Genomic DNA, 21,530 nt, shown 5'->3' on the forward strand with positions numbered 1-21,530 from the left:
GATGGAGTGACGGGGGAGGATAGTTTTACCACTTATTGGATTGTGGGGTAAACAGTGACTGGGTTATGTAGGCAAATCCGCATAACTTAACTGGGAGCTGTGATGCATAGTGAAAGGGCAACCAAGTAGCGAATTAAATGATTCCATACCTCTTAAAAAAGCTTCTAACGTTAAGTTTATAGAAACCCGTACCGAGAACGGACACACGTCCCCAAGATGAGTATTCTAAGGCGAGCGAGAAAACCAATGTCAAGGAACTCTGCAAATTCATCCCGTAAGTTCGCAAGAAGGGATGCCCATTGTAACAAATGGGCCGCAGTGAATAGTAAGGGGGAACTGTTTATCAAAAACACAGCTCTATGCTAAGTCGTAAGACGATGTATATGGGGTGACTCCTGCCCAGTGCCCGAAGGTTAAGCAAAGGTGTTAGCAATTGCGAAGCATTGATGTGAAGCCCGGGTGAACGGCGGCCGTAACTATAACGGTCCTAAGGTAGCGAAATTCCTTGTCGGCTAAATACTGACCTGCACGAAAGGAGTAATTATCTCTTAACTGTCTCGACATTGGACTCGGTGAAATTATGGTTCCGGCGAAGACGCCGGATACCCGCATCTAGACGAAAAGACCCCGTGGAGCTTTACTATAACTTCATATTGGAGTTTGATTTAACTTGTGTAGGATAGGTGGGAGACTAGGATGCTTAAACGCTAGTTTAAGTGGAGTCAACGTTGAAATACCACCCTTGTTAAATTGAGCTTCTAACTTGTTACCATGATCTGGTAAGAGGACAGTGTGTGGTGGGTAGTTTGACTGGGGCGGTCGCCTCCTAAAGGGTAACGGAGGCGTTCAAAGTTACACTCAATACGGTCAGAAACCGTATCATAGAGCATAAAGGTAGAAGTGTGATTGACTGTGAGACCTACAAGTCGAGCAGGTGCGAAAGCAGGACTTAGTGATCCGGCGGTTCTTCGTGGAAAGGCCGTCGCTCAACGGATAAAAGCTACCCCGGGGATAACAGGCTTATCTTTCCCAAGAGATCACATCGACGGGAAGGTTTGGCACCTCGATGTCGGCTCATCGCATCCTGGAGCTGGAGTCGGTTCCAAGGGTTGGGCTGTTCGCCCATTAAAGCGGTACGCGAGCTGGGTTCAAAACGTCGTGAGACAGTTTGGTTCCTATCTGATGTGGGCGTTGGAATATTGATGAGAGCTACTCTTAGTACGAGAGGACCGGAGTGGACGTACCGATGGTGTTCCAGTTGTTTTGCCAAAAGCATAGCTGGGTAGCCAAGTACGGCAGGGATAACCGCTGAAAGCATCTAAGCGGGAAGCCCCCTCAAAGATGAGTATTCCCTATTAAATTCCTTATAGACTATGAGGTTGATAGGCTGGAGGTGTAAGTATAGCAATATATTCAGCTGACCAGTACTAATAAATTGATTGGTTTAATAGTAATTCTATAGAAGTAATCTAAAAATAAATTCGATATTCAGTTTTCAGAGAACAAAAAAATCACTTGTAATCTAAAAAGGTTACGAGTGATTTTTTATTCTAAAGTTATTTGATATTATCAATAAATAATTTCGAGTTTATTCGCATTAAGAAATTGCTTTTTTTAGAATATGATAGATTATAAAATTGATTCTTTAACTTAATTGGTATTCCTATTCAGTTAATAGTGCTAAGATTATCGCTTATATTTTATCTTTTTTCATGTTTGATTACATGGTTAATATTCTCAAAAATTTTGTTCAATATATGAATCAATACAAGATCTTTTTTCTTTAGAATATTGTTCACACAAAAATTGAATTGAAGTAGTTTCACTAGCACCAATACAAGCATCAACTAAAATATTATTTCCCTTGAGAGCTAGATCAATGAATTCTTGTTGTTCTTTACTTAAATTAATATTCATAAAAATAAGGAATAATTTTAAATTTAAATAGATTGAGTTTAACATTGAATATTAATTATGCTAATCATTAAAGAAATAAATTAAATTAGTGTAATCGAATAAGTGTAGATTATGAATAAGAAGACCTTAAAAAATAATATAATTAAAACAATGAGTGAAATTAGAGAACTTTTAGAATTAGATTATAAGGAATGTGTTGCTTACTTAATACATAAATATGGTTCTGTTAATAAAACATTGCTTGATAATGATGAAGATTTAAATTTTTCTGTTAATGATTTTTCATCTATAAGAGAAAAAGGTCTATTTGTGCATCATATAGATGAATATGAAATTGATTGACTTGCTAAACCCAATGTTATTCGTAAATATCCTGACCTTGATTTTGAAGAGAAATTAGTTTATTGCAATCTTTTAGAACATATGGTGTTGCATATTAAAATCTGACAAAAAACAAATAGAAGTGGTGGCTATTTGTTTAGCGAAATAATTCCTGAATTAAACGACATTTTTTCAGGAATTATTTATAAAGAAAGTTGAAAAAATAAGGCCGCAAGTTTAGTTAGAAATTACAAAGACGATTATTTTTTTTGTTTATCAAAATTAAAGATTCATCTAAAAGATGAAGTCAATTTACTTTTAGTTTCATCAAAAGATAATGAAGAAATTGGATGATCCAAAGAAAAAAATGAAGCATTATTTAATGAAATAAAAGCTTATTTTAAATATGATAAGTTACTTAAACTTAAAAAAAGAAAAGTTTTTGTAACCAATCTTGTAGATAACAAAGCAGAACCTATTGATGATAATGCATGAAAAAGAAAAATAAGTCATAAAATTTTTTGATGAACGATTGGTTCAGTATTAATCACTATTATATTTATCCTATTATTTTTAATTCCGATATTTTTACATAAAAAATAACTTATTAAATCATAAGAAAAAAATAAAATACATATTAGGCGCTAAAATATGGACAAGAAAACAAAAAATTATATCTTCGTTGATGAGATTGATAAATTATTGGGTATGAGTTACTTTTATTTAATTTCTTATTTAAAACAAAAATATGGAAAAATAAGAGAATCATATGCCAAAATTTCATCATGTTGGGAACAGGTTACTATTAATAATAAGATAAATAAAGAAAATGAAGGTTTATATATCCATCATGTTAAAGAGTATCATATTCCAAATTTAAATACTAATTCAAATATTCTTTTATATCCCGAATATCAAGAAGCTAGAAATTTAGTTTATTGTAATCTTATTGAATATCTAATTTTGTTTATAAAGATTAAAAACGAAACAACTACAAAAGTAGATAAAATGTATAAAATAATAATTCCAAAACTTAATGATATATATTCAGGCATTGATTACAATAATACTAAGGATGAAAAGATTGCAAAAATAGTTAAACCCTTAAAAAATCAATATTTTAAGTGTTTGGCATATTTGGAACTAAAAAAGAAAGAGGATTTTGATAAAATCTTAACATCTTTAAGAGAGAATCGAAAATTAGGTTGGTCAATCAAAAATAATGAAGATTTTTTTATGGAACTTAAGAAAGTTCTTAACTATGATAAACGTAGTGGTATTCAACAAACCGATATTGTTCCAAATGGGCCACTTCATTTTATAAAAAATGTTAAAAGATATAAAGAAGCACTTCAAAGACAAGATAGATCTATTAAGTCGATTGGTATTAAAAGAGCTAGGGTTTGAGGTTATATTGTCAGTGTGATAATTGCAATTATTATTGTCGCTATAATTATTGTAATTGCTGTATTAGTTGAAAAGAAAACAAAATAAATAAATAAATAAATAAATAAATAAATAAATAAATAAAAAGTAAAACTAGACTCCGCGGATTCTAGTTTTTATTATTCATGGGAAATAAGCATAAAGCTTTGGATAAGACATTAACTAAGTTAATCCAATCATTCTTCGATTGAATTAATAAAATTTTACTATAAATTTTTTATCTTATTCAAAAAAATGCTAAAATAATTGCTGTATAAAGGAAAATGATGAACACAAAATTATTTAGAAGCAATCTAAAGTCAAATATGTTCTCAGCAAATATTGCTGCATTTTTCGCTATGTGAATTATTAATTTCAACAAGAATATGAATATGAATACAATGATTAATAACATTCTTGATGGAATTATTAAGCACATTTGTTTGAATTAAAAATTAAAATTTGTTTAAGAAATTTAGTTTTAATTCATGTTTCCAAAAAAAGATAAAAATTAAAGAATAATTAAGGTAATAAGGCATAAAAAAATACAATAATTACAGTAAAAAATTCTTGATATTTTTGTTAAAAAAATAATTCAAAATAAGCAAAAAAAGCATAAAAAAATCGACTTTTTAGATAAAAAAATTCAATCTTTTTTACACCTGTTGTATAAAGTTTGAATGAGTTCCAAAACATCTAAAAAAGATGAAAATAATTTATAATTATTTTTATATTTCATAAGTCATTTTCTAATATACAAAAATAAATACTTATGAAAACAAAATGGAGATTTAAATGAAAAATAAGAGTAAAGTAAGTTTATTGTCTGCCCTCTCTTTGTCGGCAGCTACAATTCCCCTATTTGTGATTTCATGTACCACACCAAATTTAAAAAGATTTGTTCTTGAATATAGTTCGCCTTATAACCCACAAGCATTTTCACAAGATGCATCAAGATCATTTGGTTCATTTCAAGATAACGCTGTTAGTCAACATACTTCAGTAGGTTTGTTGCGTTTTCAATCATTGAATGAACCAGAAGTAAGACATGTTGATATTAAAGATAGTCATGGAAGAATTTATGACGTTAAAACATATTTAACCAAGCCATCATTTGTTATAAAAAGATTAGGTTTAGCTTCAGCAGTTATTCTTACTGACAAGGATAATAAGGTTTCTGTTTTTGATCAAGATGATTATGATGTTGACAATCAAATTGAAAGTAAGGAAGAAACTTTAGCAAATGGTGAAAAAATAAGAGTTTACCAAAGTCCTTCAGTCTATCTTCAATCAAAAAATAAAAGATCAATAAATAGTGAAGAATTTCAAAATAAATTAAAAGAAGCAACAAAGATTCAATTTACTGTTAGAAAAGGTGTTTACTGAGTTAATGATAAAGGTGAAAAAACTAAATACCAAGCACAGGCCAAAGACTTCTATTATTCTTGATTAAAAACTTTATCAATCAAGACTGAATTTAGAGCAGATCATGGAGGAAGTGAGCAATTGGATATTGAAGCGCAAAAAGCACTATCAGATCCCTCATCAGTAATATTGACTGATCGACAAGATTATAGCAACGAATATATTTTTACTTTGTTTGGTATTGACTACACTAAATTTAGTAAGGAAAATGAATTCATTCAAAAGATTGCTGATGGTCAATTCAAAGGTGAAGAAGCAGTTACTTTTGAAAAACTTGCAAACGTAGATCAAAAGGAAACTGATTTCAATAAATTCATAGTTACAGCACTAATGAAAGACTATACCTTCTTACCTTCTCCTTCAGCATACATTGATGATGCAAATACTTGAGATAAACTTCCTGTATATAACTACATTGGAAATCAAACAAATGAAACAAAGGCTTTTGAAGAAAAGATAAGAAATTTAGATAAAAAATCTTTGATGTATAAATCTGGTGCATATTGATATGGTGTAAGTTTAAAAAACACATTTTACATTGGTCCATACTATATCCTTCCTCAAAAAGGTCAAGAACTTAAACTTAGAAAAAATAAGCATTACTATGACAAAGAATGAGTTAAGAGCGAAGATACTGTTGAAGAAATAATTCAAAAGTATTATACTGATGGTGATCCAGATGTCTTTGCTCGAAATGGATTTAACCAATATAAGCAAGGTGGTGTATCGCAAATAAGTTTTAGCCAACTAAAACCAAATCAGCAATCTGAAATATTGCAAAATAGTTCATTTTATGGACTTCGTTATAGTCGAGCTTTAAATAAAACCAATCCATTTTATCGTGTATTCCTACAACCATTTATTAGATCATTACCAAGTGGCAACAAAGAAGATTATTATGGATTTAATGATGCCTATGCTAAATTGATGTTTGGGGGAACAAGAACCGAATTATCAAAAGGAACAAATGATCCACAATCATTTATTTCTGGTGATGGACTAATATTTAGAACTTTAGTTAATGCTGCAATTAACTGAAATGAACTAGCATCACAAGCAACAGGTGGTAGTGGTAAAGCATGAATCGCTAAAATTGCAGATGGTTCAAGCATTGGTGGTAAAGATCAAAGCACAGCTAAAGAAAAAACTCCATTAGATGTTGAAGATAAAATAAATTCACTTTTTGCTTTGTCATCTACAGGTGATAAAAAACTTACTTTTGAAGGTGGAGAGCAACTTCTTCCTTCTGTTAACGATAAACATGTAAGAAATAAATCAACAAAAAGTGAACGTTTAAAATCAGCAGGATTTGATCAAATTAAAAAAGAAATTCAAAAATTATTCGATGAGTTTGATAAAAAAAATCCTTCTCTAAAAGGAAATGATTTTGTTTATGAATACTTATTCCCATACATAAACATTCCAGCAACCTATAAAGAAGCGTTTAAAAATATTGAAAAAACATTCACTGAATTAAACCCTAGAATTAAGTTTTCAGTATTTCAAACTGTTAACAAAGATGATCCAAAATTTGATGCATTTAGAACTGGTGGCGCAAATGGAACATATTTAGTTTCATGAGGTTATGACTATGATTCAATTGGATCGGGTTATGATGGACTTTCATGAAATGGAAACGTAATCCCAACACTTACATGAATAGCTGCAAATGATTCAGGTGACAAAAACAAACTAATTAAAACTCATTTTCCTGGGATATATAAGTTAGCTCAAGAAATGGTAAAACGTTCAGAAAATGGAAGTCATAAATGAGTTGGTTCCGTTCCTTTTAAAGATCTTCATTTAGTGCACCATGATTTCATGTCACAACGTATATCTACAACCACAGTATTTGAATTTAATAAAGTTAATGGTCATTATGAGTTGCAAAAGGATGACAAAGGAAATCCTAAAAAATGAACTCCAAGCAATAATGAACATCCAACTGATATATATGCTTGGTCAGCGCAATTCTGATTGAATTACATCTCATCGTTAACAAATGATGAAGCAACTAAATTGATGATGGAATTTACAACATTCTTCAATGTCGATTTCAGTTACGGCCACTTTAAACAAAAGAATGAATTTGGTCGTTTCTTAGTTCAAAAACATTTCATCGTTCCTGATGATTCACCAACAGGAGCAACAATCTATGCAGATTGAAAAGTAAAAATAGATAAAGGAGGTTCAAATGTTTAGATATATAAGACAAAGAGTACTTTTTGCAATTCTAACTTTGTTTATTATTACATTGGTAGTTTTTGTTTTAGTTAGTGCATTTGGACCAAGTCCAATCAAATCATTAATTGAAAAGGAATTACAAAATCCAAAAAATAAAATATCTCCTGCTGAATTAACTATAAATTTTGAAAAGCAGTTTGGATTGCGAGATGCATCTGGAAATGCAATTCCAATCATTGCTAGATATTTCATTTATTTAGGCAATGTATTTAAAGGAGACTTTGGAAAAATAATTAACCCTGCAAATAACCCAAGCCCTTCGGAATATACAAATATTCAACAATTGTTCTTTATTCCTCTTAGATATTCAATAAGAATTACACTTCCTGCATTCTTAGTTAGCTCAATCTTTGGAATTACTTTAGGTGTTTTTGCAGGATATAAAAGAGGAAAATTATTTGATTCCGCAGCTAACGTTTTTGTATTGTTATTTATTGCTGTTCCATCATTTGTTTTAGCTCCAATATTAATAACAATATCACTTAAGATAGGTATTCCTGTAACCGTACCAAGAGATGCTTTAGAACCTTCATTCGGAGAATTATTTGTTTCTTATTTACCTCCTGTGTTGATTATAACTTTAGCTTCAATGGCTGTGTATGTTAGTTATACAAGAAACCAAGTTATAACAGTTTTAACATCTAACTATGTTTTAATTGCAAAAACAAAAGGATTGAATGCTTCACAAATTTTCTTTAAATATGTATTAAGAAATATCTCAATTCCATTATTTAGTTTATTACTAGGTTCATTTTTAGGACTTCTATCTGGTTCAATTATCATTGAAAAATATTGAGATGTTCCTGGTACTAGTCAAGTTATTGCAAAAGCATTCCCAACTGGGGAAATTAACATAATTATGTTTTCAACGCTATTCTTTACAGGATTATCATTGGCAGCTGAAATTTTAATTGATGTGATGTTTGCTGTTCTTGATCCAAAAATAACATTTGCCTCAAAGAGCAAGAAAAATTATTGACTATTCTTTAAAGCTTTTCTAGAAAGAAGAAGATTAGCAAAAGATTTATACAAAAAACAATTATTAGAATCACAAGCAAAGAGTGATCAAAGAGTATAGAAAGGAGGATTAGATATTATGCAAAATAACACAGAGACACAGATCAAAGACTTTAACAAGCATTACAAAATAAATGCTGAGATGGCAACAAAATTTAATTTTGTACAAAGTTCAGACAAAATTAAGACTTCATCAATTGCTGGACGTCCAAAAAAAATGTGAATTGAAATTACGAAAAGATTCTTTTCTAATCCAATAGTTGTAATTTCGTTATTAATATTTACATTCATATTGTTATCTTCACTAATAGTTCCATCACGACTAGCAACATCTTACAAACCTAATTCTCCTATCAACAATTATTCATTTATTGAATCATTGCCACCACTTTACAAACCATTTGTTACAAGAGCAGTATCAAACACAGACCCATTTTATAAGTTTTATTTTAATCTTGTAGATTCAATTGATGCATTGCCAAAAGATCAACAAGCACAATGAAATAAGGCATTTGCATTCTTTCTAGATACAACAAAAACTTCATCAAATGATGGACAATTATTCTTAACTTATAATGCTTATTCATTATATGAGGCTAGTGTTTTTAATGAATTATTATCGAAAGCTACTAACAATGGAAAAATTGCAATTTCTGATGCAGAAATAAGTGCAATAAGAGCACAAGTTGTTCCTTTAACTACATTATTAGGAACTTCATCTACTGGTTATGATATTTGAGTTACAACATGATATGCAGCATGAAGAGGAATTGAAATTGCAATCATCACAACATTAATTCAAGCAATATTTGGTGTAACATTGGGTGCAATATTAGGTTTTTATGCTGGTAAGTTATTTGATACAATCATGATGAGAATCATTAACATCTTTAACTCTCCTCCGACAATAATATGAATACTAATCTTAGTTGGAATCTTTGGAACAAATCAAGTTTCATTAATCTTAGCAATGTCCTTAGCTGGATGACCTTTATTTGTTAGTCTTACAAGAATGTATGTAATCACAGTTAAAAATGAAGAATACATTAGCGCAGCGAGAGCAATTGGTGCCTCAACCCAAAGACAAATATTTGTACATGCACTTCCAGCAATCGTAGGAAAAATTGCAAACTCATTTGTTAAAAATGTACCAGGTGTAATTTTATGAGTAGCTTCATTAGCATTTCTAGGATTCTTTAGAGATGGAAAAGATACAAACTTAGGACAAATTCTAATTGAATCTGCATCTGAAGCAGGACAAAATGTTTGAATCATCTTACTTCCAACATTAATCTTATTATTCTTAACATTATCATTGAACTTCATGGCAATTGGAATTCATGACGCCTTGGATCCAAGAGTTATAAAAGGAAGAAAGAAATAACATATGGAAAAAGAAACACATAAGTTAAAAAAAACTAAAAACTTAATTAAGAATAATAAGAAAGAAAAAGTCCTTAAAAGAAGAGAATTATTGTTCACAAAAATTCAAGCACCTGAAAAATTAGATAACAATAAACTATTAGAAGTTAAAAATTTACATGTTAGCTTTCCAGTTGGACGCAAAAAAACAATACATATTGTTCGGGGTGTTGATTTAGTTGTTAAACGTGGTGAAATTGTAGGTTTAGTAGGAGAGTCTGGATCAGGAAAATCAGTAACATCGAAAACATTAATAAATGTTAATGAAAATGGAATAGTTAGTGCTGATAAGATTCAAATTGATAACCTTGAACTTAGTTCAATCTTAAAAAAGGAAGGTTATTGACAATTAGTAAGAGGTCAAAAGATTGGGTATATCCCTCAAGATCCTCTAACATCACTTAACCCAACAAGAACTATTGGTAAACAATTACTTGATGCATTGAATAATAATCCAGATTGAATTGATAAAACATACACAGAAAAAAAGGAATATTTATTAGGATTACTAAAAACTTTTGGACTTAGAGATGTTGAAAAGATCTTTGGTACATATCCTCATACTCTTTCAGGAGGTATGAAACAAAGAATCGTTATAACAATGGTTGTTGCCTTAAAACCAGATTTAATTATCGCGGATGAGCCAACTACTGCGCTAGATCCAACAGTTCAAGCTAGTGTTCTCGCATTATTTGAAAATATCCGTCAAGAAATGGGAATTTCAATCATCCTAATTAGTCATAACATTTCAGTTATTGCTAAATTCTGTGATTATATTTATGTAATGTATGCTGGAAGAATTGTTGAAAGAGGTCTAAAAGAAGAAATCTTTACAGCTCCAGCGCATCCATATACATGAGCTTTAATTTCAGCAATTCCTGAATCCAAAGATGAAAAACTATATAACATCAAAGGAACTCCACCTGACATGGCTAATTTACCAGTTGGAGACCCATTTGCGCCTCGTAATGAATATGCACTTGAAATTGATTTTATTAAAGAACCACCATTAATTCCAATTACTGAAACTCACTATGCAGCAACTTGACTTTTAAGTCCAAATGCTCCAAAGATAGAGTTATCAAAAGATTTACAAAAACGTTTAGATTTATTTAAGAAGGCATTTAAAAATGAGACAGACAAATAAGGATAAAAAAGTTATCTTATCGATTGATAACTTAAAAAAATACTTTGTAAATAATGGTATTATCAACAAAGCAGTTGATGGTGTCTCTTTTGATGTACACGAGGGTGAAATTGTTGGACTAATTGGTGAATCAGGTTCAGGTAAAACCACAGTTGGACGTACAATTTTAAGACTTTATGATGAATATAATGGTTTTGTAATTCTTGATGACAAAATTATTTCAGGGAAGAGTATTAGTTATCCACTAAAAAAATACTTACGTAAAAATGTACAAATGATTTTTCAAGATCCACATGCTTCTTTAAATAGTCAACAAAATATTTATAATATTTTAAAAGAGCCCCTTTTAGTAAATGGGATCATGAAAAATAAAATTAAAGATATTTTTTGTGATTGATTAGATATTAAAAAAACATTTAAATACACATTTCAAATTCAGGCAATGAAACTTGAACTTGAAAACTATAAGGAAATTAATAATTTAGCGCGTCCATTTTTTAGTTCGTGATTTAAAAAGTTTGATACTTTCAGTTTTGATAAAGAATTAAGCATTGAAGATAATTTTTCATCTTTCTATGCATATCTAGAAGAAAAACAAAAAATGGAAAGTTTGATTATTAATAACATGTATTCAAACGCTTCTTCATTGATTAATTTCTATTATGAAATGCAATCTAAATATCGTAATCAAGAATTAACAGTTGAAGAAACTAACTTCAATAAAGCAATCAAGAAGTTTGAAGAAGTTAAGGTTCTAAGTAAAATTTCAAAAAGACAACTTAAAATCAAAAAAGAATTAGCTAAACTATTGGCAAAAAGAAAAGAATTAATTTCCAATTATCACAGTCAAATTAAAGAATCACAAAATATTTTTTCAAACTATTGCATTGAAAATAAGAATGAAAAGAATTTAACTAACATTACTAAGTTAATGTCAACAGACCTTGAGTTTTATTCTTATAATCTAAAGAATGAATACCTTTTTAAAAAGCGGATTTCAATTTTAAAAAGATTAAAAAATACATTGAAGCATTTAGAGTTTGAAGATATTAAAGATTTAGTAAAGAAACTTGAAGCATATGTTAAAGATTTCTATGAAAAGCAACTATCAGAAATCAAATTTTCAAAAACAATTAAGCAAGAAATAATTGATACACTTGATAAAAAGTTTGATTTTGATTTTTCAAGATATCAATCTATATCTCAAAAAAATAACAAACAATTCCATGAGAAATTAGAAAAATTGGGTCTTGAAATTGAGCAATTAAGAGCTGAACTTCAAAATAAAGAAGAGCCTGAGGTTTCAAAAGAAGAGCTTCAAAAAGCAAAAGACGATCTACAAAAAGCAAAAGAACAATATTTAGTTGGAAGACAGAATTTCTTAGTTGACTATAAACAAACAATTATTGATTTATATAGTCAAATTAAAAAAGAAAAAGATGAGTATTTATTCCTTGTTTCTTCACAAACTAAGTGTGATGATGCCTATAAAAAATATAAAAATGAATTCTTTTTCCATTTAAAAGATTCATTTGCCAAAAAAATTGCAGGATTGCAAAAAACAAAAGATGATTTATTAACAAAGATATCAGACCAATCTCAAGATCAACAAAAGATTAAAAAAGGTATAAAGCAAATATCACTTAAAATTAAGCAGATTGAAAAAGAACTTGATGTCGCAATAAAAATGTATAACTCAGATATCAATCTTAAGGAAGATACTCTAAAATCATTCAAAATTGAAAGAGATTATTTAAACAAGGACATAAGAAATATTTATGTTTTATTAGGAATTGATTATAAGTGAGTTGAACTGAATATTAAGAATGATGTTTTAGAAGAAACTAAAGATAAGAATTCTAAAGAAAAACATTCTAAATGAGCTAAAGGATTCAATTTCTTTGATTATAAAATCTCACTTCCAATTGCTAAATATTTAATTTCTGAACTTTTATATAAAATGACAATTTATCGTTCCTTAGAAGATGTCGGATTATTGAAACAATTTGCTTATCGTTACCCACATGAATTTAGTGGTGGTCAATTACAACGTATTGTTATCGCTCGAGCTTTAATTACTGAACCAAAAGTTATTGTTGCTGATGAACCAATCGCTTCACTTGATATTTCAATTCAAGCACAAGTTGTTAACTTGCTTAAAGATCTATGCATAAAAAAGAATATCGGACTTATATTTATCGCACACGATTTAAGTATGATTGAATATGTCGCAGATAATGTTCAAATTATGCATCTTGGTAAAATTGTTGAAAGCGGTCAAACTGAAGCAATATATAACAATCCTCTGCATCCATATACAATAAGTTTATTTAAAGCAATTCCTAAGATTTCAAATGCTAATGAAAAATTCCATAAAGTTTCTTTCGAATTAGATTACATTCAAGAACAACAATTTCCAAATATTCCGCAAGTATATAAGGTTGAAGAAAATCATTATATATATGGAACAAAAACTCAAATTAAAAAATGAACATCCACTGATTCAAATAATTAAATAATAAATTAGGCTTCGGCCTAATTTTTCAGTTTGTCTTTACTTTCTTATCTTTTTTATCTTTAAGTCTATATAATTTATACAATAATTATGCAAAAAACATATCAAAGTAAAAATCCTAAGAACTATTGAAAAAGAAGTTGAAGTCTTGGCAATATTCTTTATTTTTTAATTAGTCTTTTTCTTTTAGGTTTAGTTATTTTTCTAAGTGGTTATCTTAAAAAAGGTGATGATAGAAAAATAATTTGGTCTAATGCAATCACTGTAGGCTGTGTAATCCTTATTGCTATTGCTTTTTTTGTAATTCTTGCCCGAAGTGGTTTTGGAAGAAAAGTTTTTAGTCCTCTAATTTCAATATATCATAATAATAGAATTTCATCAGCAGCTAAAAGCAAATATAAAGATAGCATGAATCAATTTGAAAAAGATCGTATTTTAAATCAAGAACGCCAAAAATATAATGCTGAATTAAGCAAAAAAAATCAAAAGAAACTAGAAAATGAATCAACAAACCTAGCTTCATATTTATTGATTACAATAAGTTCCTTAATTTTGATTATTGGCGTTGTCACACTAAGATTTGCATAAGTATAAATAAAAGATTTCAATCTACTAATAAAGGAGTTTAGTTATGAAATATTTAATTGGTAATTTTAAGATGAATAAAACTTTCTTTGAGGTTGAATCATATATTGAGGCATTGAGTTATCTAATTGAGCAAAATGCAAATAAATTAAGCAACATCAAAATAGGTATTGCTCCTTCTTTTGATAGTACACATTTATCCTATATTCATTCTAACCGTAATTTCTTATTTGGATTACAAAATATATATCACGAACTAAATGGCGCATATACTGGTGAAGTATCACTTAATGTTGCCATTGCTGCAGATATTGATTTTATTCTTATTGGGCACAGTGAACGTCGCAGTCTATTCAATGAAACAAACGAATTGATCAATAAAAAAATCTCACATCTAGAAAAAACAAGAATTACACCAATTCTATGTATTGGGGAGTCACTTGAAGAATTTGAGAATAATCAAACATTTACTGTATTGGAAAATCAAATTAAAAGTGCACTAAAAAACATTGAAGATCATAAAAATCTAATTATTTCATATGAACCCGTATATTGCATTGGAAATGGAATTATTCCTGAAGCATCACATATTAAAAAAGTTGTCGATTTTATTCATTCACTATTGCATGATGAGACTCCTATTTTATATGGAGGTTCTGTTTCACTTAATAATATTGACATTTTAGAACAAGTAGATAACTTAAGTGGATATTTAGTTGGTGGAGCTTCCTTAAATGCTGCGAAATTCATTGAATTAGCACTTAGAATAAAATAAAAGAATCAGAAAAAGTCTTATCTTCTGATTCTTTTATTTTAAAAATCATTTTTTAGTTACTTCAAGATCAAAATCAGTAATTAAATTTTCATGCTTGAAATTAATAAATCTTATTGTATCCTCTAATTCAATAAATACTTCTTCATATTTACTTGGAATTAATTCCAAATCAAATAAATATATCTCATTATCAATTTCATTCTCCATATCATTTCCAATTCTTATAAGTCCATGATATTCAAGATCAGAAATAACACAATTAACAATATAGATGCCGCTCTTTAATTTAAGAAGGTTGTTAGGAAATTTAAACTTAAGTTTTTCAAGGTTTGTAATAAATGCATATTTTTCAATCATTAAAGCATTAACTGCACTAATTTTACCTTCGGAAATAAACTCTCGAATTAATGAAGTTGAAATCTTTTGCTTTTGAATTTTTCTCTCGCTAGCAACATATACATCAAAATATTTTTTTAAATAATCAATGTCACCAAGTTTACGAAAACCAAATTTAAAATCAGGGCCACATACAACGATTTTAACATTATTAAGTTTTAGATTATTAACAAAGTTAGTATGTGAAGTCGATAATTTGTCTTTGTTAACATCAACTAAAAAAACATAGTCAAATTCAAGATTAAAAAGTGTATATAATCTTGTTTTAGTTTGAAGAACTTTTTTTTCTTGATTAATAATATTTTTATATGAATTACTAAAAAGCATGATTGCTAATTTTCTTTGTGGATAGGTATTTTTTAAATCTTTTGCAAGCTTAATTAGTTCATAATGACCTAAATGTAGGGTCTCAAATGTGCCTAGAACAATAATAAGTTCTTCCTTTAGTTCAAAATTTTCTTTAAAACTTCATTCAAAAATTTTCATAACAATAATTGTATTTAAAAATAAAAATGGAATTTATTTTTAATCATAAAATCCCATTTCTTTTAATTTAAAATAAGGCCCATCCTCAGTAACTGGTAAACATATTAAATCAGCTGCATCTTTTGTTATATCTTCACCATTTCCTAAGGCAACACCTAAACCGACATGTTTAAGCATTTCAATATCATTTTCAGAATCACCAAATGCGACCATTTCTTTTAATTTAATATCTAAAATATCTCCAAGCATATTTAGTCCAACTGCTTTAGTGATTCCTCTTGCTGATAAGAAAATTCCAGAATTTCAAGTTGCTAAAACTCACATATTCATATTGTTTTTATTAAAGAAATCATTAAGTTTCTTTGCTCATTCTTCAGGTTTGGTTGTACTAATTGTAATAAGGTAGTTCTTATCATCTTGAGATTCAAATTCTTTTTCTGAAATAAATTTATCTTTATATGGATAATAGAATCAAGTATTGATATCAAATAATTCATTGTAATATCCTCATTTATTACCAACAAATGAGAATGCCAATTCATTATCTTGTGCATATTTTCTAAATTTAAGAAAATCTTCATAGTTGATAACTTCTTCAAAGATATATTCATTAGTTTTTAAATCTAAAATAAATGTCCCATTAGCACCAACAAAATAATCAACATAAGGATTATGAATTTGATTACCAACAGTAAAGATATCTCTTCCAGAACAAAGAACATTAATATATCCTGCTTCTTTTAATTTTTTAAACATTTCTTTGGTTCTTTCACTTAATTCTGTGACACCAAAAGGAAGTAAAGTTCCATCGATATCAAAAACAACCATTTTGTATTTAGTATTCATAATGCTCCTAACTTGGGGACAAAAACAGACGGTTAAATAAGATTTTTTCAAAACTTATTAAACCGTTTTCTATTTTGCCTCAACCGACGATTTGATTATTGTAAAGAAATATTGCGTCACTTGTAATAAATTTAAACTTATCTAAGTATAAAGTCTTAGATTTAATTTGTTTTAAATCGTTAACATCAAGTGTATATAATTGTATATTAAAAAGACTTTTTATGTCATTTATTGGTTCATAATCTTTTGTATTTCCTAAATTAATATTTCCAATTGCTTCACGCCGTAAAATATTTACAATTGCATCGGTATTAAGAAGTAATCCAAGATCATGAACTAATGAGCGAATATATGTACCCTTAGAAACTTTTACATAAAATGAAAAAGTTTGACTTTCATAATCAAAAGATTCAAGTTCTATAGAAAAAATTTCGATATCACATTCTTTTAGGGAAACTTCGAGATTTTTTCTAGCCAATTCATAACTTCGAACTCCATTAACTTTCTTCGCTGAAAATACTGGAGGAATTTGTTTTTTTTGATTTTTTATTTGGTTTAATGCATTAATTAGTTGTTCTTTTTCAATAAGTTTTTTATTATCTAAAAAAAATACTTCTTCACCTTCATCATAACTTTTTGAATAACAATGTAGGCTTGCTTTAACATAGTATTCTTTTGTATTATTAACTAATTTGGATAATACTTTTGTATCTTCATCTGTCGCAACAATTAAAAGACCTTCAGCTAATGGATCTAGAGTACCACTATGACCAATTTTTTTTATGTTATTCTGTTTTGCAAATTTTTTTATTGCAAAAAAACTAGATTCTCCCCGTTTCTTATTAATTTTAAAGAACATAAATTAATACCTCAATAAAAATAATTATGCTATGAAATTATACCCGTCAGATGGATATTTTATATTTTATGGAACTCATCAATTATTTAGTCTCACTTTTTCAATCTAAAAAAGGTTTAATTTTGTCATCAGACAAACCTTCTTTTTTAGCTATTTTTAAAAGTGTTTCTTTAATTTGATTCATATAAGTTTTAGCTTTTGTTTTATAGGATTCATCAATTAAATTAGTCTTACTATCAAACTCTAAATTTCCTTCGAAAATATCAATAATGTATTTAGAATCACTCTCAAAGTCTAAATGATCAATGTTGAGAATTACATTCTTTTTAAAATCTTGATAATCAGCTTTTAGTTCGACAATATTTTTGTTATCTTTTCCGACATTTTCTTTTAATAATTGATGTCAAAGACCCATTTCATTAACTAAATTTACAACTGCATGTGAGTGACTATGTGAATTCTTATCGGCATCAAGATTAATTTTTTCAATGTCCTCTTTTTTTGTTATATTATCAAGATTAAATAGATTACTTTTTAAAAAATTTCAGCTAGAAATTATATTTTCTTGGAGTTCTCCTAAATTAATATCAACTCCATTTAATCTTCTATCAATAACTTTAATCCGTTTCAAAAATTGCTGACTATCGATATTTAGATTTAAATCACCAATAACGGCATCAACATCATTAAAAATAAGTTGATATTTTTCTAGTAAATTAGCTAATTTTGACTTAGTTTTTGAATGATCAGCGAATCATTTTTTATGGAATTTTTCAATCTCATCTGCATTTTTCTTTTCTTGAATTGGAATCAGGTTTGTAATCTTATTTTCTAGTGCTCTAATTTTTCTTATTAATCTAAAGTATTTAATTTTGTAATTACGATATGAACTCTTAACTTCTTCAATTAGATTTAAAATTTCATTTGAATATAAATTTTTAATGTTATTTAGTTCTTTATTCTCAAGTTCAATTTTTATTTCTTTATTTTCATTGGAAAAAGGAGCATCAAAAACTAGATTTTCATCATCATTTGGGTAACTAACACACGAAATACTTACTAAGGGTAATGAAGTTACACTTAGAAGAATTAAGTTTTTTAAGATATTAATTTTTTTCATTTGATTTTATCCAAACAAGTTTATTTGCATCATCATAAAAATTAAAAGTATTTTTATTTTTGTTAATATCATAACCTTTAAAATAATTTCAATATAGTGAAGATTCAGCAATTATTTTTTCATTTTTACTTATGTATTTGTAGTCCCTATTATCTCCGAATCCAACAAATTTAAGTTTGAAATATAAACTTCCTAATTTATTTTTCTTAGCATCAAGTTCAATATCAATACGTTTAATTCCACTTAGAGGAATATTTTTTTTAACTTCAAGTGCATAAGCTAGTAAATAATTATTCAAGTAAGAGTTGAAAACTTTTATTTGGTAGGATTCATTGTTTAGTAAATCTGCATCAAAGTTTTGGCGACTATCATTATTTCAATAATTAAATAGGTTTAGTTTATCTGAGGCATTTTTAAGTCCAACCATAAATGCTGAATTTGGATCATCTGAAATAAATTCATTTAGTTTGATGCCTTCAGGATTGCCCTTATTTCCTGGATTAAATGAGTATATATCAGATGAAAGGGGAGATGGTGTATTTTTTGTTATCATCCCTTTAAGTCGATGTCCATGGTCATCAAAATTGGAACTAATTCAAACATAAGACTTTTTTGTACCATTTAATTTTGTAACTTGTACAATAGCTTTAAAAATTTGATTTGTACCTAAATAGTCTGTAAATTCAAAATCAGTAATTTTGTATTCTTTATCTTCATTTTTACGGTATGAAGGAATTTTGATATAAAAGATTTCATCTTTGAATTGATTGAATAAGTGCATCAATCCTTTTGAATTTCAATATTCATGACTCGTTGGCGCTTTAATGAAATGATTGATATTATCAATGATTGTTAAGTATTCTTTTCCATCCATATATAAAAGTGGATTTTCAATGTAATCATTGAATAGGGGAAGATCTTCCTTCAAACCTTGGTTACCAACACCAAATTTTGCATTTGAAGCATAACTACGAAAACCATTTAAATAGAAAGTTTTTTTTCTATCATTATCAGTTAGAAGTTCATTATTGTTTCAATCTGTAATACTCTTCAAATTAAACGAAATAAAATTCTGAGATGAAGAAGTGATTGATTTTTTAATCTTTGCTTTTTTTCAATCAATTTCAATACTTGCAACATTAAGATTAAATTGATTTAAATATAATTTTAGTATCCTTTCAAATGTCTTCCTTTGTTTTATATGTTCATTATCTAAGAAAGCACTTGCTTGAATATAATGAGGATGCATTCAATCTAAAAATAGAGTTTGTTCATTTTTTGCATTTTTAATGTAGTTTTTATTCATTATAAAGAAGTTATTGGATACATCATAATTTAATCTAAATATAATGCTTTGTAAGTCTTCGGGAAATTCATATTGTTGAGGCTTAAAATCAGTATTTTGCTTTGCAAATAAGTTTATTAATCACTCATCATAATCATTAGACAAATCATCAATTTCATTGAATTCATATTCAGTTAAGAAATTGCCAAGAGTTGCATTCTTTTTTGAATGAAGAACGCGGATATTATTGTTATTAGTTTTTTCTTGTTTTCAGTTTTTTTTATAAATAAAATCAGGTATATACTCAATTCATTGATTACCTTTTTTTAGATACATTTTAGGTTCTTCATTTTCTTCTTTTTCAATTTTTACATCATCAAAATAAATCTTTTTATTTTCTTTTTTATCAAAATAAAAAAATAGACCTTTTTTATCATTTGTATTTTGAGAATCAATTATGAAATCTTTTTCAATTGAAGCAATTTGATTAAGCGTTAAACGATTTAGAAAAAGACGTGATGCAACATTGATATCTAGATAGATATCTTTTAATTTATAGCAGCTTATCGCAAGAAGTGAACTAGGAATAATCATTGATGCTGCGCTTGATAATAAAAGCTTTGTGATTCTCTTCATAGAACTAAATTTTATCATTTTTTTTATAATTATAGTTATAAAATTATTGTATAATAAATGAGTTTTAATGGTAATAAAATATCATTTTAAATTTAATAAATTTAATACTTCAATAGCATATTTTTAAAAAAAGGAGGTGCAGTTTAGTTATGTTTTTTGCAGGCATAAGTGAAAATTTCAATTTAACCTTATTTCTTAATTTGCTAATTTATATTCTTATCATTATTTCACTTCCTTTAGTTATGCTTGGTATTTTTGCATTATTCAAAAATAAATCAACTAAAAAAGTAAATGGGAATGCATTAGTATATATGTATTCATTTTCTACTGGAATGTTTCTTATGATTGGAACATTTGGATTTATGCGTGAAGGATATGAAATTGCAAAGGTCTTTACGCATGCATATTTAAATAGTGAAACATATTCTGAAATTGGACGTACAGCAATTTTATCTGCAATTATGGGTATTAGTTCATTAATTGGTCTTGCAATTGCAATTGGAGGAAGATATATTTTTATAAGAGCAAGTAAGATTGATCCACATAAAGAACATTCAGAACACAGTCACTCCGATCACTTGATTTCATTTAAAGATATTGATAATCCTAAAGCCGCTTGATTGGCAATTATAATGCTTTTAAGTCACAGAATTGTAGATGGTTTCTTTATTGGATATGCAATCTTTAGAATTGTATGAGCAGGTAATACATTTTCAAGTTCAATTATTTTACTTATTACATTTACAATTCATATTCTAATTGAAATGGCAATTGTTTACTTTAGACAAATCCAATATGGAGAAAAGAAATCCAAAGCAATTTTGTATAACTTTTTAACATTCCTACTAATAATTCCTTTTATCTTTGCAGGTGCTTTCAGCGGTGTTTATATAAGTACGAATCTATCCTGAATTCAATCATCACTATTAACAATGGGTGGTGCAATTATTGTTTTCACTTCAATTTTTGAATTAGTTCCTGAATTTATTCATATTAGAAATAAGGATATTAAAACACTATATATAACATTGGCAGTCTTTGCTTTATCAATCGCATTCACAATCATTTTGTTGAGTTTTCACACTCATCAATATTAAAAAAAAAAAAAA

Annotated in this window: 17 protein-coding genes and 1 rRNA gene; 12 read left to right on the forward strand and 6 right to left on the reverse strand. The window is 28.0% G+C overall.

Annotated features, from left to right (window positions below):
• Positions 1-1,452, forward strand: a 23S ribosomal RNA gene (locus BCF89_RS02820); the annotation flags it as partial.
• A gap of 276 nt (positions 1,453-1,728) precedes the next feature.
• Here BCF89_RS02820 and BCF89_RS02825 read toward each other — a convergent pair.
• Positions 1,729-1,917, reverse strand: a complete 189-nt coding sequence (locus BCF89_RS02825) for a hypothetical protein (protein ID WP_146236479.1) — start codon at positions 1,915-1,917, stop codon at positions 1,729-1,731.
• 111 nt (positions 1,918-2,028) lie between these two features.
• Here BCF89_RS02825 and BCF89_RS08495 point away from each other — a divergent pair, with 111 nt between their 5' ends.
• The 10 genes from BCF89_RS08495 (at position 2,029) to BCF89_RS02870 (ending at position 14,793) form a co-directional block, all read left to right on the forward strand.
• The gene (locus tag BCF89_RS08495; protein ID WP_111518795.1) at positions 2,029-2,841 is read left to right on the forward strand and encodes an SAV1803-related protein; all 813 of its coding nucleotides are present in this window, start codon (positions 2,029-2,031) and stop codon (positions 2,839-2,841) included.
• 48 nt (positions 2,842-2,889) lie between these two features.
• Positions 2,890-3,732 (forward strand): SAV1803-related protein, encoded by an 843-nt coding sequence (locus BCF89_RS02835; RefSeq protein WP_111518797.1) that lies wholly within the window; start codon positions 2,890-2,892, stop codon positions 3,730-3,732.
• A gap of 218 nt (positions 3,733-3,950) precedes the next feature.
• Positions 3,951-4,115 (forward strand): hypothetical protein, encoded by a 165-nt coding sequence (locus BCF89_RS08500; protein ID WP_170108357.1) that lies wholly within the window; start codon positions 3,951-3,953, stop codon positions 4,113-4,115.
• A gap of 343 nt (positions 4,116-4,458) precedes the next feature.
• Positions 4,459-7,290: an OppA family ABC transporter substrate-binding lipoprotein gene (locus BCF89_RS08505; RefSeq protein ID WP_111518799.1), complete on the forward strand. Its 2,832-nt coding sequence runs from the start codon at positions 4,459-4,461 to the stop codon at positions 7,288-7,290.
• Positions 7,283-8,410: an ABC transporter permease gene (locus BCF89_RS02845; RefSeq protein ID WP_111518800.1), complete on the forward strand. Its 1,128-nt coding sequence runs from the start codon at positions 7,283-7,285 to the stop codon at positions 8,408-8,410. Before BCF89_RS08505 ends, BCF89_RS02845 begins: the two co-directional genes overlap by 8 nt.
• An 18-nt stretch (positions 8,411-8,428) precedes the next feature.
• Positions 8,429-9,733 (forward strand): ABC transporter permease, encoded by a 1,305-nt coding sequence (locus BCF89_RS08510; protein WP_111518801.1) that lies wholly within the window; start codon positions 8,429-8,431, stop codon positions 9,731-9,733.
• 3 nt (positions 9,734-9,736) lie between these two features.
• The gene (locus BCF89_RS08515; RefSeq protein WP_211305422.1) at positions 9,737-10,918 is read left to right on the forward strand and encodes an ABC transporter ATP-binding protein; all 1,182 of its coding nucleotides are present in this window, start codon (positions 9,737-9,739) and stop codon (positions 10,916-10,918) included.
• Entirely contained in the window at positions 10,902-13,433 is a 2,532-nt protein-coding gene (locus BCF89_RS08520; RefSeq protein ID WP_111518803.1) for an ATP-binding cassette domain-containing protein, read from the forward strand. Before BCF89_RS08515 ends, BCF89_RS08520 begins: the two co-directional genes overlap by 17 nt.
• A gap of 90 nt (positions 13,434-13,523) precedes the next feature.
• The gene (locus BCF89_RS08525) at positions 13,524-14,021 is read left to right on the forward strand and encodes a hypothetical protein (RefSeq protein WP_111518805.1); all 498 of its coding nucleotides are present in this window, start codon (positions 13,524-13,526) and stop codon (positions 14,019-14,021) included.
• 43 nt (positions 14,022-14,064) lie between these two features.
• A complete protein-coding gene (locus BCF89_RS02870) occupies positions 14,065-14,793 on the forward strand; it encodes a triose-phosphate isomerase (protein WP_111518807.1) in 729 nt (242 codons plus the stop codon).
• 33 nt (positions 14,794-14,826) lie between these two features.
• Here the strand turns inward: BCF89_RS02870 and BCF89_RS02875 are convergent, their stop codons facing one another.
• From BCF89_RS02875 to BCF89_RS08540, 5 genes are all read right to left on the reverse strand, one after another.
• A complete protein-coding gene (locus BCF89_RS02875; RefSeq protein WP_111518809.1) occupies positions 14,827-15,675 on the reverse strand; it encodes an FAD synthase in 849 nt (282 codons plus the stop codon).
• Positions 15,676-15,714: 39 nt separating this feature from the next.
• Positions 15,715-16,521, reverse strand: coding sequence for a YcsE-related riboflavin metabolism phosphatase (locus BCF89_RS08530; RefSeq protein ID WP_111518811.1), 807 nt, complete (start codon positions 16,519-16,521; stop codon positions 15,715-15,717).
• A gap of 7 nt (positions 16,522-16,528) precedes the next feature.
• On the reverse strand, positions 16,529-17,380 hold the full coding sequence (truB, locus tag BCF89_RS02885; RefSeq protein ID WP_111518813.1) for a tRNA pseudouridine(55) synthase TruB: 852 nt from the start codon (positions 17,378-17,380) through the stop codon (positions 16,529-16,531).
• Between the two features lie 82 nt (positions 17,381-17,462).
• On the reverse strand, positions 17,463-18,500 hold the full coding sequence (locus tag BCF89_RS08535) for an HxHSH motif-containing lipoprotein (protein ID WP_111518815.1): 1,038 nt from the start codon (positions 18,498-18,500) through the stop codon (positions 17,463-17,465).
• Positions 18,487-20,421: an MAG3240 family lipoprotein gene (locus BCF89_RS08540; RefSeq protein WP_111518817.1), complete on the reverse strand. Its 1,935-nt coding sequence runs from the start codon at positions 20,419-20,421 to the stop codon at positions 18,487-18,489. The genes BCF89_RS08535 and BCF89_RS08540 overlap by 14 nt, the downstream gene beginning before the upstream one ends.
• A 149-nt stretch (positions 20,422-20,570) precedes the next feature.
• On the opposite strand from BCF89_RS08540, the gene BCF89_RS08545 reads away from it, so the two are divergent.
• Entirely contained in the window at positions 20,571-21,518 is a 948-nt protein-coding gene (locus BCF89_RS08545; protein WP_111518819.1) for a ZIP family metal transporter, read from the forward strand.
• Positions 21,519-21,530 lie beyond the last annotated feature (12 nt).

It is taken from the genome of Metamycoplasma auris (assembly GCF_003253435.1).
Classification (GTDB): domain Bacteria; phylum Bacillota_I; class Bacilli_A; order Mycoplasmatales; family Metamycoplasmataceae; genus Metamycoplasma; species Metamycoplasma auris.